The sequence below is a fragment of the Gammaproteobacteria bacterium genome (assembly GCA_013001575.1).
Taxonomy (GTDB): Bacteria; Pseudomonadota; Gammaproteobacteria; order Steroidobacterales; family JABDMI01; genus JABDMI01.
The window spans coordinates 1-17,658 of record JABDMI010000084.1; the positions used below are offsets into that span (position 1 = coordinate 1).

General features: G+C 44.8%; 17 protein-coding genes. 11 read left to right on the forward strand and 6 right to left on the reverse strand.

Annotated elements, in window-relative coordinates; genetic code table 11:
• Window positions 1–114: 114 nt before the first annotated feature.
• The gene (locus HKN88_07085; protein ID NNC97821.1) at window positions 115–624 is read left to right on the forward strand and encodes a disulfide bond formation protein B; all 510 of its coding nucleotides are present in this window, start codon (window positions 115–117) and stop codon (window positions 622–624) included.
• Here HKN88_07085 and HKN88_07090 read toward each other — a convergent pair.
• The gene (locus HKN88_07090; GenBank protein ID NNC97822.1) at window positions 621–995 is read right to left on the reverse strand and encodes a VOC family protein; all 375 of its coding nucleotides are present in this window, start codon (window positions 993–995) and stop codon (window positions 621–623) included. The two genes, HKN88_07085 and HKN88_07090, sit on opposite strands and share 4 nt — an antisense overlap.
• Before the next feature lie 94 nt (window positions 996–1,089).
• Here HKN88_07090 and HKN88_07095 point away from each other — a divergent pair, with 94 nt between their 5' ends.
• Window positions 1,090–1,401, forward strand: a complete 312-nt coding sequence (locus HKN88_07095) for a cupin domain-containing protein (protein ID NNC97823.1) — start codon at window positions 1,090–1,092, stop codon at window positions 1,399–1,401.
• A 25-nt stretch (window positions 1,402–1,426) separates the two neighbouring features.
• Here the strand turns inward: HKN88_07095 and dapE are convergent, their stop codons facing one another.
• Genes dapE through map form a run of 5 tightly spaced genes read right to left on the reverse strand, consistent with a single transcriptional unit; the run spans window position 1,427 to window position 7,211 of the window.
• Window positions 1,427–2,575 (reverse strand): succinyl-diaminopimelate desuccinylase, encoded by a 1,149-nt coding sequence (gene dapE, locus HKN88_07100; GenBank protein ID NNC97824.1) that lies wholly within the window; start codon window positions 2,573–2,575, stop codon window positions 1,427–1,429.
• A complete protein-coding gene (locus HKN88_07105) occupies window positions 2,575–2,922 on the reverse strand; it encodes a Spx/MgsR family RNA polymerase-binding regulatory protein (GenBank protein ID NNC97825.1) in 348 nt (115 codons plus the stop codon). The genes dapE and HKN88_07105 overlap by 1 nt, the downstream gene beginning before the upstream one ends.
• 17 nt (window positions 2,923–2,939) lie before the next feature.
• A complete protein-coding gene (dapD, locus tag HKN88_07110; protein ID NNC97826.1) occupies window positions 2,940–3,764 on the reverse strand; it encodes a 2,3,4,5-tetrahydropyridine-2,6-dicarboxylate N-succinyltransferase in 825 nt (274 codons plus the stop codon).
• 17 nt (window positions 3,765–3,781) lie between these two features.
• Window positions 3,782–6,430 (reverse strand): [protein-PII] uridylyltransferase, encoded by a 2,649-nt coding sequence (gene glnD, locus HKN88_07115; protein NNC97827.1) that lies wholly within the window; start codon window positions 6,428–6,430, stop codon window positions 3,782–3,784.
• A gap of 13 nt (window positions 6,431–6,443) precedes the next feature.
• On the reverse strand, window positions 6,444–7,211 hold the full coding sequence (gene map / locus HKN88_07120) for a type I methionyl aminopeptidase (protein ID NNC97828.1): 768 nt from the start codon (window positions 7,209–7,211) through the stop codon (window positions 6,444–6,446).
• 481 nt (window positions 7,212–7,692) lie between these two features.
• On the opposite strand from map, the gene rpsB reads away from it, so the two are divergent.
• The 9 genes from rpsB to bamA all read left to right on the forward strand — a co-directional run bounded on the left by rpsB (window position 7,693) and on the right by bamA (window position 17,616).
• The gene (rpsB, locus tag HKN88_07125; GenBank protein NNC97829.1) at window positions 7,693–8,553 is read left to right on the forward strand and encodes a 30S ribosomal protein S2; all 861 of its coding nucleotides are present in this window, start codon (window positions 7,693–7,695) and stop codon (window positions 8,551–8,553) included.
• Window positions 8,554–8,655: 102 nt separating this feature from the next.
• Complete coding sequence (locus HKN88_07130; GenBank protein NNC97830.1) at window positions 8,656–9,531, forward strand: elongation factor Ts; 876 nt, start codon at window positions 8,656–8,658, stop codon at window positions 9,529–9,531.
• Window positions 9,532–9,695: 164 nt separating this feature from the next.
• Window positions 9,696–10,439 carry a UMP kinase gene (locus tag HKN88_07135; protein ID NNC97831.1) on the forward strand — a complete coding sequence of 248 codons (744 nt, stop codon included), beginning with the start codon at window positions 9,696–9,698 and terminating at the stop codon, window positions 10,437–10,439.
• A 73-nt stretch (window positions 10,440–10,512) separates the two neighbouring features.
• Complete coding sequence (gene frr / locus HKN88_07140) at window positions 10,513–11,070, forward strand: ribosome recycling factor (GenBank protein NNC97832.1); 558 nt, start codon at window positions 10,513–10,515, stop codon at window positions 11,068–11,070.
• Window positions 11,071–11,117: 47 nt separating this feature from the next.
• On the forward strand, window positions 11,118–11,819 hold the full coding sequence (gene uppS, locus HKN88_07145) for a di-trans,poly-cis-decaprenylcistransferase (GenBank protein NNC97833.1): 702 nt from the start codon (window positions 11,118–11,120) through the stop codon (window positions 11,817–11,819).
• Window positions 11,813–12,613: a phosphatidate cytidylyltransferase gene (locus HKN88_07150; GenBank protein NNC97834.1), complete on the forward strand. Its 801-nt coding sequence runs from the start codon at window positions 11,813–11,815 to the stop codon at window positions 12,611–12,613. The genes uppS and HKN88_07150 overlap by 7 nt, the downstream gene beginning before the upstream one ends.
• 3 nt (window positions 12,614–12,616) lie before the next feature.
• On the forward strand, window positions 12,617–13,819 hold the full coding sequence (locus HKN88_07155; GenBank protein NNC97835.1) for a 1-deoxy-D-xylulose-5-phosphate reductoisomerase: 1,203 nt from the start codon (window positions 12,617–12,619) through the stop codon (window positions 13,817–13,819).
• A 5-nt stretch (window positions 13,820–13,824) separates the two neighbouring features.
• Window positions 13,825–15,195 (forward strand): RIP metalloprotease RseP, encoded by a 1,371-nt coding sequence (rseP, locus tag HKN88_07160; protein ID NNC97836.1) that lies wholly within the window; start codon window positions 13,825–13,827, stop codon window positions 15,193–15,195.
• 51 nt (window positions 15,196–15,246) lie between these two features.
• Window positions 15,247–17,616 carry an outer membrane protein assembly factor BamA gene (bamA, locus tag HKN88_07165; GenBank protein ID NNC97837.1) on the forward strand — a complete coding sequence of 790 codons (2,370 nt, stop codon included), beginning with the start codon at window positions 15,247–15,249 and terminating at the stop codon, window positions 17,614–17,616.
• The last annotated feature ends 42 nt before the right edge of the window (window positions 17,617–17,658 follow it).

Here is a 17,658-nt window from a genome sequence, read left to right on the forward strand (position 1 = left end):
GATGTTTTACGCCATCAGCAGGTGTCACAATTGAAACCAGTAAATACCCGAAAAAGTGAATTCTTTATCCGGGATCTAATGTCTATTAATAAATTTTATATGTACAATTAAACCATGCTAAACACGATCAATAAAATAACCCGTCGCCATTGGAACCTGCTGGGTTTCGTTTTATGTTTCTCATTCATTGCGTATGCCTTGTATACCCAGTACTTCGGCGGACTCGATCCCTGTAATTTGTGTATTTTTCAACGCGTTGCCATGATTATATTGGGCCTGATTTTTCTGATTGCTGCAATCCATGATCCGGCCGGGAAGGGACGCTACGTTTACGCTTTATTTGGTTTGATCGCTGGTGGAGTCGGGGCCTTTATTGCCGGACGCCATGTGTGGATTCAAAGTCAGCCACCTGACCCTTTCACCAGTTGTGGTGGAGACCTGAGTTATCTACTGGATACCTATCCATTTTTTAAAGTATTTGAACTTGTGCTTCAAGGCTCCGGAGATTGCTCCACCATTGACTGGCAATTTCTTGGGTTCACCATGCCGCAATGGACCTTTTTCTGGTTTGTGGTGCTGGGCTTGATGATATTTACAGGAAACTGGAAACAGCAAAATAATTAAACATGCTGATCGATCAACACCGGGTTCCCGTCAGGATCAATTAAAGAAAAACTTGCTGGCCCGGATTGTTTATCGGCATTTGTTTCATTGATTATTTCCAGTCCTTGTTCAATGCATGTTTTTTTTAATTCACGCACATCGGTGAATTTTTCCAGTGCATTGCATTGCGCATCCCAACCCGGATTGAAAGTTAGAATGTTATTATCAAACATACCCTGAAAAAGCCCGATGGTGGCATCGCCATTTCGCATGATTAGGTAATTCATATTGATGTCACCGGCAAATTGAGAAAAGCCCAGTTTTCCATAAAACGCTTTGGAAGCATGGATGTCGTTGACTGCTAAACTGATGGATGAAATACCAAGTTGCATGATGGGCTCCTGTTGAGGGGTTGATAGAATGGTAACATCGAAATGAGACACCGGCGAAGGCTGGCACCCTGAGTCTGGCAATAGGAGTCGCAACATGCCCGGTAAATACCCTGACCGTATCAAACAACTCCCAATATACGATGGCCGTTTTGATGCCTATCAACTGGCTGCCGATGGGGCAAAGGTATTATTTGCATCGTATCCGGCCGGATTAGAAGTTGAACCACATACACACACTACCGATAATTACGGGGTGATCACGCGTGGTGAATTGATATTGACGATGGATGGTGAAGAAAGTCGCTATCGGGCGGGCGACTGGTATCACGTGCCAGCCAATCAAGAACATGCCGCCCGCTTTGATGAAGAAACCGATGAGATCGAATTCTGGTTTGAGGTGGATTAATTCGGGATTGTTAATGCCGAAATTGTTAATGCCCGAACAGTTCCTTGATGACGGCTAAATACAATTGATGCAGTTCATCCAGGTCTGAAACGTTTACATGCTCATCGATTTTATGAATGCTGTGATTGAGTAAACCCAATTCAACTACCTGTGCGCCACTAGGTGCAATAAATCGACCATCCGATGTGCCACCGCCGGTGGAGCAATCCGTTTCCATTCCAGTGGTCTGTTTAATCGCGTTAACCGTGGCTTGCACCAATTTGCTTGTGCGGTCGGTTAAAAAGGGTTCGCCGGATAAATGCCATTCCAGCACATAAGTCAGATCCGCAGCATTGAATATTTTTTCGATGTGTTCCTGAATTTTTTCATAGGTGTGCAAATTGTTATAGCGTAAATTGAAATGTGCTTTGAGTTCACCGGGTATGACATTGTCCGCTTCGCCGGCATGGATCTGGGCGATCTGTAAGCTGCTTGGCGGAAATTCATTCGAGCCCGTGTCCCAGTCAATCTCATCAATGGCTTGCAGGGTTTTTAGAGAGTTTGATATCGCGTTTTGAGCCTTTTCAGGATACGCGACGTGGCCTTGAATACCTTTGATGGTCAAATAGCCAGTTAAGGAACCGCGTCGTCCAATGCGGATTACATCTCCGATGCGTTTGGATGAGGAGGGTTCGCCAATTATGCACCAGTCAATCTGAATATCTCGGTTTGCAAGCCAGGGCATCATGGCTTTGGTGCCAAATTGCGAAGGGCCTTCTTCATCCGAAGTGATTAAAAAAGCCAACGCGTGCTCGAGTTTATGCACTTCCTGCAAAAATGACTCCACAGCGGTAAGCATGGCGGCCAGTCCACCTTTCATGTCCGCGCTACCCCGTCCGTGCAGAACGCCGTTTTCTGTCACCGCAGCAAAAGGTGCATGCTTCCATTGTTCCAGCGGACCCGTTGGCACTACGTCGGTATGACCGGCAAAGCACAGAAGTCCCGAATCATCAGTTTGCGTATCAGCGGGACGAAAAGCCCAAAGATTGGTCACGTCTTGAATCACGACAGATTCGATCACAAACCCCAACTTTTCCAAACGCGCTGCAATGATTTGCTGGCAGCCAGCATCTTGCGGTGTCAAGGATTCGCATCGTAAGAGTTCCTTTGTCAGTTGGAGGGTCGCAGAAGTCATTATGCAAATAGTTTCTCGTATTCATCAGGCTTAAAGCCAATGTGATAGGTTTTTCCAGAAATCAGTAAGGGGCGTTTCATTACGGTTGGATGCTCGGACAAAAGATTTATTATTTTTGCGTTGGAGGAAGTGTCTTTTTCGGTGTCCGAAAGTTTTCTCCAACTCGTACCACGTGTATTGACTATTTTATCGGAGTCGGCATTCTTAACGATCTCGGTCCATTCTTTTTTACTAAGTACCTCATCACGAATATCCTGAAATTCAAATTCAATGTCATGAGCTTTTAGCCAATTACGCGCTTTGCGAACGGTGTCGCAATTCTTGATGCCGAGTAATTTAATTGTCATTGTTTATTCTGCTCGTCTTAGTCGATGGCGCGAAGAAGTTCATTGACTGAAACTTTTTTACGCGTGCCGGCATCAACCTGCTTGACGATAATCGCACAATACAAGCTGTATTTGCCGTCTTTGCTGGGCAGATTGCCACTCACTACCACTGACCCGGCCGGGACGCGTCCATAAGTGATCTCACCGGTCATGCGATTGTAGATCTTGGTGCTTTGTCCAATAAATACACCCATGGAAATTACCGAATTTTCTTCTACGATCACGCCTTCAACAATTTCCGAACGTGCTCCAATGAAACAATTATCTTCCACGATAGTAGGATTGGCTTGCAATGGTTCGAGTACACCGCCCAACGCAGCGCCACCACTGATGTGGACATTTTTTCCAACTTGCGCACACGAAGCGACTGTTGCCCAGGTATCGATCATGCAGCCTTCGTCTACATAGGCGCCCACATTGATGTAGCAGGGCATGAGTACCGTGTTCTTAGCCACATAGGCACCATTACGTACAATAGCGTGTGGTACTACACGAACACCTTCGGCTTTAAATTTTTCTTCAGAATAGTTCGCATACTTCATGTCAACTTTATCGTAGAACTTGCTGTAGCCAGCCTCATGTACACGGTTATTGTGCAAACGGAAGTTCAATAACACGGCCATTTTTGCCCATTGATTAACTGTCCACTCACCATCTACTTTTTCTGCAACTCTAAGATCACCACTATTGAGCCTTGCAATGGTTGCATTGACCGCGCCTCTTACTTCTACTGAAGCGTTGTCCGGAGTAATACTGGCGCGATTTTCGAATGCATTTTGAATAATTTGAATCGGGTCTGACATTAGATAGCCTTTTAAATTTATATATTGATTACGTTGATCTTATTCTTTTGTTTATGGTCCAGAGTTGCTTGTATGAGATCAGCCAATTCTCTTTGTAATTTCGGGCTGAGCGCATGCTGTTTTTTATCCGTCAAATAAAATACATCTTCCGCACTTTCTCCAATGGTCATGATTTTAGCAAGATTTACGTCAATATTGAGTTGTGCGAAACAATAACTCACCATTGCCATCAAACCAGGACGGTCCAGGGTGTCCAATTCCAGTATGGTCTGGCTGGTGCTTGGGTCACTATCAAATCTGATCGAAGATGGTCTGGAGAACAGCCGCATTTGTCGGGTTATGCGATTTGTCACTAATTGATACTGGGCATCCGAGTGCAATGTTTTTTGCAGAGTATCAAAAACCTGTTGCTTTCTGGCTTCATCGATCAAAATGTCTTCACGGGTTTCTTTAACCCGGAAGGTCAGGGCCAGGGAATCGGAATCATTGACGAGTTTGGAATTGCGAAACAGTTTAGCGCTGGTGATATTCAAATTCAGTGAGTCCAGTGCCACACAGATTTTGCTGAATAATTTTGAGTCGTAAGAAGCAACCACAAAAATATCCAGGGCTTTTTTCTCATTATAAGAAGTAATATGCCGGGTGCTTTGTCTGCGGATCGACAGTAATGGGAATTTTTTCTCGGTAAGCAAGACCCGGGTGTGCCAGCGAATTTCACCGGGGCTATGACGCAAAAAATAGTCATCATCCAGAACCTGCCAGATGCTTTCCACTTGCGCTTTGCTGTGCTCGTCTTTGAGTTTTTGTAAAGCGTCTGATTTTTTCGCACGTAAATGCTCATCGGCACTGGGAACTTGCTGGGCAAAATAAGCGGCGGTATAGTGATACAACTTGGCAAAGAGTACGGCTTTCCACTGATTCCAGAGTTCCGGGTTGGTGCCTTTTATGTCGGCCAGGGTGAGCAAATAAAGATAATCCAGATTACGTTGATTTTGCACCACTTCGGCAAACTCCTGGATCACGGCCGGGTTGTCAATGTCTTTTTTCTGTGCGGTCACCGATAAGAATAAATGTTGCTCGACCAACCAGCGTAACAATTCTCCGTCGTTTTCATCCAGCGCATAATTTTTCACAAACTGCACAACATCCGAGGCGCCTAAGGTGGAATGGTCGCCACCACGGCCTTTGGCAATGTCATGAAATAAGCCGGAGAGTAACAATATTTCAGGCTTATCAATAGCCGCCGCAGCTTTGATCAGGAGCGGATCTTCGTGTTCACCGGTTAACAAGGCTTCCAGTTCCTTTATAACAAACAGAATATGCGCATCCACGGTGTAGGCATGAAACAGATCGAATTGCATGTGCCCGACGATCTTCCCAAACACCGGCAAAAACAAACCAAGTACTTTATGCCGGTTCATGCGTGACAAGGTATTGTAAATCCGGCTAGGGTGTTTAAACAGATCCATAAAATTCTGTTTATTGGTCTCGTCATTACGAAAGTCATCGTCAATGTAATCCAAAGCTTCATGCAATTTGCGATTGGTGCGTGCCGTGATTCCGCGTAGCTTTTCTTGGGTTTGCCACACATTGAATATGCGTAAAATTAATCCTGGGTCATCCACAAAGGCATTTTCATAACTGAGATCGAGGTAATCATTGCGACTTTGCAGTTGCTTGTCGATCTGGCGTTTTGTAGGTCGACTTTTTTGTTCCAGGATATCTTCGCGAAACATTTGCAATAGCATATGATTCAGACGTGCGAGAGTTTGCGCAGTACGATAATAATCACGCATAAATACTTCTACCGGTTTACGCGAATCATTGCCTCGATAGCCCAGTTGCTCGGCGATCTTTAACTGATTGTCAAATAACAAACGGTCTTCGCGGCCGCCATTGATCAAGTGCAAGGCAAAGCGAATTTTCCATAAGAACTTTTTCGCGGCGTCGAGTTGTTCAAACTCGGAACGGGTAAGGAATCCCAGGCCGACCAGTTCTTCCAGTAAATTGGCGTCGTAATGCCGTTTCAAAACCCAGGCTATGACTTGCAAGTCACGCAGGCCTCCGATATTGCCTTTGATATTGGGTTCGAGGTTGTAGGTGGTTTCTCGGTATCGCTGATGGCGTGCTTGTTGTTCTTCCAGTTTAGCCTGAAAAAACTTTTTCGAGGACCAGAGTTTTTTAGGGCCGGTTGCCTTTTGCATATCGGCAAAAAGAGCTTTGTCACCAATGATCAAACGCGCTTCTTGAAGTGATGTTGCGATGGTTATGTCATTTTTACTTGTTGTTACCGCTTGTTTTAAATTTCGCACACTGTGACCAACTTCCAGACCGATGTCCCACAGGATCGTTAAAAACTCGGCGATTGGGCCTTCGATGACTTTATCGTGTTTTTTTGGTAACAGGATCATCAAGTCGATGTCTGAGCCGGGATGCAATTCAGCACGTCCGTATCCGCCGGTTGCGATCAGTGACGGGGTTTGGATATCTTGATGCTGTGAAAAGTAATGCAGCCATAAATCGATAAGCACTGCATCAACGGTGTCGGATGCCTGTTTGAGTAGATCAGACACGTCATCGGTCTGTTCAAAAGAGGCTTTTTGTGAGCTTCTTAACTCTTGAATTTTGGTCTTGCAGGCAGTGACCAGTGTGCTCGGGTAAGACATGGCTAAGTCCGGTTTATATTTCGCCAGATGCACCCAGAGTTAACACTTCATGTCCATCATCGGTGACTAGAATTGTGTGTTCCCATTGTGCTGACAGCGAGTGATCTTTGGTGACCACGGTCCAGCCATCCGGTAAGAGTTTTACATCGCGCTTTCCGAGGTTGATCATGGGTTCTATGGTGAAGGTCATGCCAGCGATCAGTTCTTCGCCAGTGCCGGGTTTGCCATAATGCAAAACTTGCGGGTCTTCATGAAATTCTTTGCCGATGCCATGACCACAATATTCTCGAACGACGGAACAGTTCTGTGATTCGGCAAATTGTTGAATGGCGTGACCAATGTCACCCAGACGCACACCGGGTTTTACCAATTGAATACCACGTTTCATGGCGGCGTGAGTGATATCGACCAGTCGTTGCCCCTTGATGGTGGGTTTACCCACATGAAACATGCGACTGGTGTCGCCATGCCAGCCGTCAACAATGCAGGAGATGTCTATATTAACTATGTCTCCGTTTTTGAGTTTTTTCTGGCCAGGGATGCCATGACACACCACGTGATTCACCGAGGTACAAATTGATTTGGGAAATCCGCGGTAGTTGAGCGGGGCAGGAATGGCTTTTAATTCTTTGGTAATGTATTGATAGCACACAAGATCCAGTTCACCAGTCGTTACTCCCGGCTTCACGTGCTCGCTGATCATATCCAGCACAGAAGCTGTGGCCTTGCCGGCAATCCGCATTTTGTCTTGTTCTTGTTCATTTTTTATATGTATGCTCATGCGGTCTTGTTGCCTGTGTAAATCGGTTATAGTTTTGCTGTGAGTGCAGCATTTTATAGTAATTAGACCTGAGTACGTAACTTACTGATATTTTTGGGAATAATAAATCTTTCTTGCCTTTCCGGGAATCAGTCTCTCTCATAAAGATCAGGCTACATCTCACAAATTCCTAACACCATTCATTGCATTCCAGCAAAATGCTCACGCCGTAGTCAGACTGGTTAAAAATTTGATTCAATGACAATAACTTACGGGCTACTGTTGCGGTGCAAAAAGAATCTTGAAATAAAGCCCGTTTGGCTGTTGTACTTACCTCGCTCCTGCTGCATAATGCCGCCTCAGTGGTATTCCGCTGAGTAATAATTAATCACACACGTGGTCCGTCACAATTTGTTGGGTGCTGAATAACTTCTTGATTTTATTAAGAAATTATTTGGTTACAGATTGGGGGCTGCGGAGGCATAACCCTTAGGAGAATAAAATGTCTAACGTATCCATGCGCCAAATGCTGGAGGCCGGAGTGCACTTCGGTCATCAAACCCGTTACTGGAACCCGAAAATGGCCCCATACATTTTTGGCAAACGTAACAAGATCCATATCATCAACCTTGAAAAAACCCTGCCAATGTACAACGAAGCTTGTACCTTCGTGAAAAACGTTGTGGCAGACGGTGGCAAGGTCATGTTCGTCGGCACCAAACGCGCTGCCCGCGATCTCATCAAAAAAGAAGCCGTTCGTTGTGGCATGCCTTTTGTCAGCCATCGCTGGTTGGGTGGCATGCTCACCAACTTCAAAACCGTGAAGCAATCCATTAAGCGTCTTAAAGACCTGGAATCCATGGCTGAAGAAAATACCTACGAAGGTTTGCATAAAAAAGAAGTGCTTAACCTGAGTCGTGAGCGCGAAAAGCTCGACAAGACTTTAGGTGGCATTAAAGATATGCACTCCTTGCCTGATCTGTTGTTTGTGGTTGATAACGGTAATGAGAACATCGCCGTAAAAGAAGCCAAGGTATTGGGTATCCCGGTGGTCGCTGTGGTTGATTCAAACAATCACCCTGAAGACGTGGATTACGTTATTCCGGGTAACGATGATGCCATGCGTGCTATCCAGTTGTATCTTGAAGGAGTTGCCGATGCCGTCCTTGAAGGCAAAACATCAATGCCTGACTTGATCGGTGACGACGAGTTTGTTGAACTGGACGCTGACGGTAAACCTAAAAAACGGGTTACTGCTAAAAAAGCACCCGCTAAAAAAGCGGCACGTGGTAAATCTAAAGTTGAGAAGAAAAAAGTAGTCGTGCTGAAAAAGGCCGATACTGAAGCAAAAGAAGAAGAATAATTCTTTGGCTTTAAATCTTTCTTTATAAATTCACAACATTTAAAAACCCTATTCGCCGGGTTTAGTCCGGCGAGTATTTAAAAATTATTTGAGGTAATTGTTATGGCTATTACAGCAGCAATGGTTAAAGAGCTGCGTGAGCGTACAGGCTCAGGCATGATGGAGTGCAAAAAGGCACTCAAGGAAGTCGGCGGTGATATGGAGTTGGCAGTTGAGCATCTGCGTAAAACCGGTTTGGCAAAAGCCGACAAAAAAGCCAGCAATGTAGCTGCTGAAGGCCTGATCGGTTATGCCGCATCAGCTGACGGTAAAACGGCTGCCCTGGTGGAAGTTAACTGCCAAACAGATTTTGTCTCTGGTGGTGAAGAGTTTGGCGGCCTAACCAAAAAAGTAACAGATGCAGTTTTGGCGAATCGTCCGGCGAGTGTTGAGGAATTACTGGCTATCGAAGTTGATGGCGAAAGTCTGGAAACAACTCGCCGTGCTTTAATTGCCAAAATTGGCGAGAACATGAATGTACGCCGTTTTGAGATTCTGGAATCGAACGATCGCATTGCTCATTATGCGCACGGCAAACGTATTTCTGTTCTGGTCGCCGTCGAAGGTGGAGATGACGAAGTGGCACGTGATGTTGCTATGCATATTGCGGCAAGTCGTCCTCAGTTCATCAGTGCGGACGATGTGCCCGCGGAAGTGCTCAATAAAGAACGCGAAATTCTGATCGAGCAAGCCAAAGGTGAAGGCAAGCCTGAAAATATTGTAGAGAAAATGGTTGAAGGTCGTGTACGCAAGTTCCTGGCCGAGATCACGCTCGATGGTCAAGCCTTTGTGAAGGATCCTGATACCACGGTTGGAAAACTGTTGTCGCAAAACAGTGCCAAGGTCACCGGATTTGTACGTTACGAAGTGGGTGAAGGCATTGAGAAAAAAGAAGAGAATTTTGCAGATGAAGTGATGGCTCAGGTTCGCGCCAGCTAATTATTAACTGATCTCAAAGCAAGTCTGTCGGCGTCTGGCTCTTTTGCTAGAATGGCGACAGCCAAGCCCCGCGAAAGCATGCTTTTGGCGGGGTTTTTTGTGAGCAAAAGATTTAGAAAATTCTTTTAACTCATTGATTAATAACATATTTGATAAGGTCTATTATGTCCGACGACAGTTCCACGCCTGCCACCCAATATCAGCGCATTTTAATTAAGCTCAGTGGCGAAGCCTTGCTTGGGAATACCGACTATGGCATTGACCCGCAAATGCTAAAACGCATAGCGCTCGAAATAAAAGAGCTTAGTGAGTTGGGCGTGGAAATTGCCCTGGTCATTGGCGGCGGCAATATTTTCCGTGGCGAGGGTCTAGCGCGCTCGGGTATGGACAGAGTTACCGGTGACCACATGGGTATGTTGGCCACGGTAATCAATGCCCTGGCTATGCAAGATTCTCTCGAAAGTGTTGGCATTACTGCCAGAGTAATGTCGGCCATTCGCATTAACGAAGTGTGTGAAGACTACATCCGACGTCGCGCCGTACGGCATTTGGAAAAAAAGCGTGTAACGATATTCGCGGCTGGAACCGGTAGTCCATTTTTCACCACAGACAGTGCGGCAAGTTTACGTGCCATTGAAATTGGAGCGGATCTGTTATTGAAAGCAACCAAGGTAGACGGTGTTTACACGGCTGATCCTAAAAAAGACTCTGCTGCTACCATGTTCGATTCCCTGGACTATGATTATGCGATCAATAATAAACTCGGTGTTATGGATACTACAGCTATGGTGATGTGCAGAGATAATAATCTTGATATCAGGGTGTTTAATATTTATGAACACGGTAATTTGAAACGCATCATGCTCGGTGAGGATGTGGGAACTTTAGTGAGTAATACCAATAATTAAAAAGAAAAAACATTTCACGTAAAATAATTAAACATAAGAACAGATAAATTTTAATATTCAATTGGAGAGACACATGTTAGATGAAATTAAATCCGATGCTTCACAACGCATGCAAAAAAGCATTGAGTCACTCAAACAACAATTGAAAAAAATGCGTACCGGGCGTGCCAATACTTCTTTGCTTGATCATCTCAAGGTTGATTATTACGGCAGCGAAATGCCCTTGAATCAAGTTGCGAATATTTCAGTGGAAGACGCGCGCACCTTAATGGTCAGCCCCTGGGAAAAAGCCATGGTGCCTGTGGTCGAAAAAGCCATTATGAATGCTGATCTTGGCTTAAATCCGGCAACTGCAGGTACGGTTATTCGCGTGCCATTGCCGCCACTAACTGAAGAACGCCGTCGTGACATGATCAAGCTGGTAAAGAATGAAGGTGAAAATGCCAAGATCGCGGTACGCAATATACGTCGTGATGCCTTGAGTGATAGTAAGGAATTGCTCAAGGAGAAGGAAATTTCCGAAGATGATGATCGTCGTATGCAAGATCAGGTACAGAAGATCACTGATGATTGTGTAAAAAACATCGATGAATTGATCAAATCCAAAGAAACCGAATTGATGGAATTCTGATCTTGTCGGATTCCGGTTTGATCATTCCCAAGCATATTGCCATTGTTATGGATGGCAATGGTCGCTGGGCCAAAGCCCAGGGCAAAGCCCGCACCGTGGGCCATAAAAAAGGCGTAGAAGTAGCACGAGACATTGTGCGCTATTGCGGTGAACTTGGTGTAGCTAGTCTCACCTTGTTCGCTTTCAGCAGCGAGAACTGGAATCGACCTGAACAAGAGGTCGGTTTTTTAATGCGCTTGTTTATTCAGGCTTTGCAATCCGAAGTCAAAGAGCTGCATAAAAACAATGTTCGTTTGCGCTTTATTGGCAATCGCACGCGCCTGGATTCGTCCTTGCAAGAAGGAATGGCTAAAGCTGAAACGCGAACACAAAATAATACCGGTTTAATTTTTAATGTTGCCGTTTCATATGGTGGACGCTGGGACATTGTGAATGCTGTCAGAAAAATATCCGATAAAGAGCATATTACCGAAATGGATATTAGCAATGCGACTGAAACAGCAGGCCAAAATGACGTGGACCTGTTCATTCGCAGCGGCGGAGAAAAACGCATTAGTAATTTTTTGCTGTGGCAATTGTCTTATGCTGAATTACATTTTACTGACGTGCTCTGGCCGGACTTTTCTCAACAACATCTACACCAGGCAATAAAAGATTTCTCATCTCGCCAACGGCGCTTTGGTAAAACAGCCGAGCAATTGGAGATGGAAAAACTGAATCACAACAATACAGAAGACCAAGCATGTTAAAAAAGCGCGTCATTTCCGCCATAATCGCAATTCTGTTGTTGGCCATCGCAGTGGTATTTCTTGAGGTTCGTGAGTTACGCTGGATAGTATTGGCGATTTGGTCTTTGGGTACTTGGGAATGGGCAGGTTTTTGCCCGGAAATAAAAACCCCACAAAGATTTTTATACTGCCTGTTCCTCACAATGCCTATGTTGTTGGTGGCACTGAACTTGCTATCACCCAACATTGTTTATGCCTTGATTGCCTCAGCCATTTTGTTTTGGCTATTTGCGTTTATTCTGATTTTGCGTTTTCCCGCAAAATTCTCCAGACCAATGATTATGGTATCGGGTGTGATGGTCATTGTGCCAAGTTATGCCGGGTTCGATTATTTATTGACCCAAAAAGACCTTTGGCATGTGTTAACTCTGCTGCTGATCATATGGGCAGCCGACGTAGGCGCGTATTTTTCAGGTAAGTCCCTGGGTAAAAGCAAATTGGCACCGCATGTGAGTCCCGGTAAAACGCGTGAAGGCGCCTATGGAGGGTTTATTCTCGCAACGCTTGTCGCCATTTTAGCGGCAAATTACTTACTTGGAATTGGCTGGGGAGATGCTTTAAAGCAATATATTCCTGTTGCTATCGCCGTAGTTTTCAGTTCTATTGTGGGTGATTTGACGGTAAGCATGTTTAAGCGCAATGCCGGTGTTAAGGACAGTGGTGTATTTTTACCAGGACATGGTGGCGTGCTTGATCGCGTAGACAGTTTGAGTGCCGGAGTTGTATTTTATGTACTTTGTCTGGTTGTGTTGTAGTAGATGTACAAAAGTGAAAAAAAATCCGTTTGTATATTAGGAGCCACTGGAAGTATCGGTGAATCCAGTTTATCAGTGATCAGCAAGCATCCCGACGCTTTTTCGGTTTATGCCTTAAGCGCCAATGAGAATGCCGATAAAATGTTTGCGTTATGCAAACAATATAAACCGGAATTTGCTGTAATGGCCGATGCTGACGCAGCGGCAGTCCTGCAAGATCTGCTAACTCATGCTATGTCGGGCACACAGGTGCTCGCTGGGAGCGGAGCACTTGACCAAATTGCAGCGCATGACGACGTTGATATAATAATCGCTGCTATCGTTGGTGCTGCAGGATTATCGTCTACTATGGCCGCAGCCACGGCTGGTAAAAAAATTCTTTTGGCCAATAAAGAGTCTTTGGTCATTGCGGGACAATATTTACTTGAAGCGGTGCGCAATAATAATGCTGAGTTAATTCCGCTAGACAGTGAACACAATGCGATATTTCAGTGTCATCCGGTAGCCCATCAAGCCCGCAGATTAGGTCAAGCCGATGCCAGTGTAAGGAAAATTCTGTTAACTGCATCAGGTGGACCATTTTTACATAGACCGCTGGACACATTTGACACAATCACTGTCGATCAGGCTTGCGCACATCCGCGCTGGAGTATGGGGCGAAAGATCTCGGTCGATTCTGCCACCATGATGAACAAAGGTCTGGAATTGATAGAAGCGTGTTTGTTGTTTGGAGTTGCACCGGAACAAGTACAAGTGGTGATACATCCGCAAAGCATTGTGCACTCAATGGTTGAATACATCGATGGCAGCATCCTCGCACAATTGGGTAGCACCGATATGCGCATACCAATCTCCTATGGGCTGGGTTTCCCGCAACGCATTAGTAGTGGTACACAGGCAATGGATATCTTTAAAATTGCACAGCTGGATTTTATGCCGCCATGTTCAGACCGATTTCCTGCACTTGAGTTGGCCCGCCTTGCAGCGAGTGACGCTAAAGTGCTGCCTACGGTCATGAATGCAGCGAACGAGGTCTGTGTAGATGCGTTTTTGCATAAGCGCATCAATTTTCTTCAAGTCGCACAAATTGTTAAAACTGTTATGCAGGAAATGCGTTCAGCAAGTGTTGCTTCATTGCATGATATTCTGGACCTGGACGCTGATGCCAGAGTCGCAACAAGCAAACACTTACCAGCTAACATCTAGATCATATGCTTCCTCAGTTATTAATCGCAATCCCGGCATTCTTAATTGCAATTACTGTACTGGTTGCAATTCATGAATACGGTCATTATTGGGTAGCAAAAAAATTTGGCGTCATGGTCAAGCGTTTTTCAATTGGTTTTGGTCGGCCATTGTGGCGAAAGAAACCTGAAAATTCTGACACCGAATTTGTCATTTCGTCATTACCCTTGGGTGGCTACGTCAAAATGCTGGATGAGCGTTTTGACGACAACATTCCTGCCGGAGATTTACCGCGAGCGTTTACCCGCCAGTCACCCTGGTCTCGTATCTGGATTTTACTAGCGGGCCCAGCTGCAAATTTCATTTTCGCGATTCTGGCTTTTTATCTATTGTTTATGATCGGCGTATCCGATTACACCACCTATGTTACACCCACAACAAAAGACAGTCCGGCCGCCACTGCGGGATTGCAATCAGGTGATCGCGTCACGCATGTAAATGGTCATGCGGTGCGCGCTTTTGAAGACCTGGTGCTAAATCTGGTTGATGGTGTGATCAGCTCAGACGAGTTAAACCTGACAGTCGAACGCAATAATATTTCGCGAAGAATCTCTGTTGCGGTAAGTCCTGAAGTTGCCAAAATGGATGACTCCAGGATGTTGCTGCAAGGCCTTGGTATCCAGATATGGCTGCCTGAGTATTCTCCCGAGATTGCGGCAATACAAGACGACACAGCAGCGGCCCAGGCTGGGTTACTAAAGGGAGACAAAATCCTTGCCTTGAACAACCAGAAAGTCACAAGTGTGCAAAGTTTCATCAGCGACATTCAGAAAATGCCCAATCAGTCGGTTAGTCTTCTCGTCGAAAGGCACAACACAGAGCGTCGTGTGACCCTGAAAGTGTCTGAAAAGCTTATAAATGACAAGAACATAGGTATAATTGGCGCGTCATTACGGATGCCACAAGACGTTTTTGAACAAATGCGCACCAAGGTGCGTTATGGCCCAATAGCCAGTTTCGTTCAAGCCTGCAAAAGTACCTATGCAATGAGTGCCCTGAGTCTGAAAATGTTCAGGGAGATGGTGTTGGGTAAAGTTTCAGTCAAAAACCTGAGTGGGCCATTTAGTATTGCTGAACAAGCGGGTACATCGATCCAACTGGGCTTGGATTACTTTATAAAATTTCTCGCCTTGATAAGTATTGCTTTGGGAATCGTAAATTTGCTTCCGGTGCCCATGTTGGATGGCGGTCAGATCGTGTTTAACCTAATGGAACTTGTGAAAGGCTCTCCAGTCTCATTGCGGACTGAATTGCTCTTCCAGTACGCGGGAATATTAAGCATTGTCTTGATCATGGGATTGGCTATTTATAATGACATTGAGCGTTTACTCTTTTAATTGAGGGTAATTACGGTATAGAAACTGAATAATTTCTGTCTTGGGATAATAATGAAAAAACTGATCTTGTTACTGGCAGCAACCCTGCTGACCACAACAACGGTTATCGCCGAAGATTTTACAATTCGTGACATTCGTGTCGAGGGCATGCAGCGTCTTGAAGAAGGCACTGTATTAACGTATCTGGGGATCAATCCCGGTGAAACAGTTAGTCGTGCCCGTATGTCGCGAGCAATTCGTGCCTTGTATCGAACAGAACTGTTTGATGACATCCAGTTTGAACGCGAAGGCGATGTTCTGGTCGTGCGTATCAAAGAGCGTCCTGTGATCAGTTCAGTGGATGTAGAAGGCAATAAGGCCATTAAAGATGAAGACATTGAATCATCACTCGTACAGTCCAGTATTTCCAAAGGTCGTCCATTAAAGAAAAACATTGTTAACGAGATTGAATCCGCCCTTAAAAGCGGTTACTACGATCAGGGAAAGTATTCCGCCGAGATCGAGGCCAAAATAAAAGATCTCGGAAATAATACGGTTGACATTGATATTGAGATCAAAGAGGGCGATTACAGCAAGATCAAGGCCATTAATTTTACAGGTAATACGGTCTTTTCTGATGAGGTTTTGCGTGATCAAATGGAGACCAAGTCAACAAACTTGTTATCTTTTATTCGCAGCGACGATAATTTTTCCAAACAAACCCTCAACGGTGACATTGAAACTCTACGCTCGTTCTATTTGGACAATGGTTACGCCGAATTTGCCATTGAGAATTTACAGGTCACAATATCACCGGATAAAAAGTCGATATTCTTGACTATTGATGTATTTGAAGGGGATTTATATAACTTCGGAAAAGCAAGCTTGATAAACGAAGGTGAAATATTAAGTTCAGAAGGCATCCAAAAACTCCTCGATGCGCTCGAAGGTGAAATTTTTTCATTCGGTAAACTAGAGGGCATTTCTGAATATGCGACAACAATATTGGGCAATATGGGATATGCCAATGCTGAGGCGGAACCGATACCAACACTGAATAAAGAAGCCAAAATTGCCGATTTCACTATGCTTATCAAGCCTGGTAAAAAAGTGTTTGTAAACACCGTGGTGATAGAAGGCTTGTCAGGCACCTATGACGAAGTCTTGCGTCGTCAATTGAGGTTTTATGAAGGCGGGCCATTGGAAAATGTTGAACGAACCAAATTTCGTCTACAGCGTCTTCCATATGTGAAATCCGCCGAAATTGATACCGTGCCGGTTCCCGGTAAAGCAGACAGAGTGGATGTCATTGTAAAAATCGAGCCTGGCCAACCAGGTGATTTTAACTTGAGTGCGGGTTATTCTGACACCAGTGGGCTGATATTTGGTGGGGGTTTTACCAACACCAACTTCTTTGGAACCGGTAATAATGTAGCAACAAACGTGTCGATCAGTGATTTTCGCAAAGGCTTAAGCACTTCATACACAAATCCTTATTACACCGACAATGGTGTTAGTCGATCAATCGGCTTGTCATACTTTAAGTCCAGCGCATTTACCCGAAGTAGTTCGGATATCGAAAGTGAGAACGGACAATTGTCTCTGATCTACGGTTATCCATTATCTGAACTTTCCAGTTTCAGGTTTGGTGGTAGTTATTCTGTAAACCGTTTGCTTACCAGTTCACAAAGTTCCCGACAACAGTTGGAGTTCGTCACACAAAATGGCGATCCATTTGAACGCAATGTAAGTTTATTTAATCCCTTCACACAGTCTGAGATAAATATTCCAATTTTTGGTACGGACTATAATAATTTCCAGTTGTCTTTGGGTTATAACTACAATAGTCTGAATAACTATCTATTTGCGACTCGTGGTCAACAGATCAGTGCAAATTTGTCAGGATCAATTCCGGGTAGCGATGTTGAGTTCTATTCAGCCGCATTTCAGTATCTTCGATACTTCCCAATTGGCAACAGCATTACCCTGAAATACACCGGAGATTTTGCCTTTGCAGAAGATTATGGTGACACCACGATGCTACCACCTTCAAATAATCTGTTTTCCAGTAATTCTGTGAATGTGCGTGGCTTCAGGGAAAGCTATTTAGGACCGCGAGATACGAATGGTTTTCCATTTGGAGGAAACCTCAGGGTAATCAATAGCTTAGACTTGTATTTGCCCGTGCCAGAGAAAGTTAAGGGCACTATGCGCTACAGTATATTTGCGGATGCTGGAGGTGTTTTCTATCAAGGGAATTCACATTTGTTTCCCCGTCAAGACGTAAAATTCGATATCGAGAACTTTCGTGCCTCGGCCGGTGTCTCAGTGGAGTGGCTTTCGCCAATGGGTTTGATCGGGTTGAGTTACGGTTATCCATTACATGATTTTGTTGGTGATGATGTAGAACGCCTGCAATTCAATATTAGTCAGGGTTTTTGATCCTATTCACAATCAGTTTAATTTGTTTTATTTTTAGAGAGT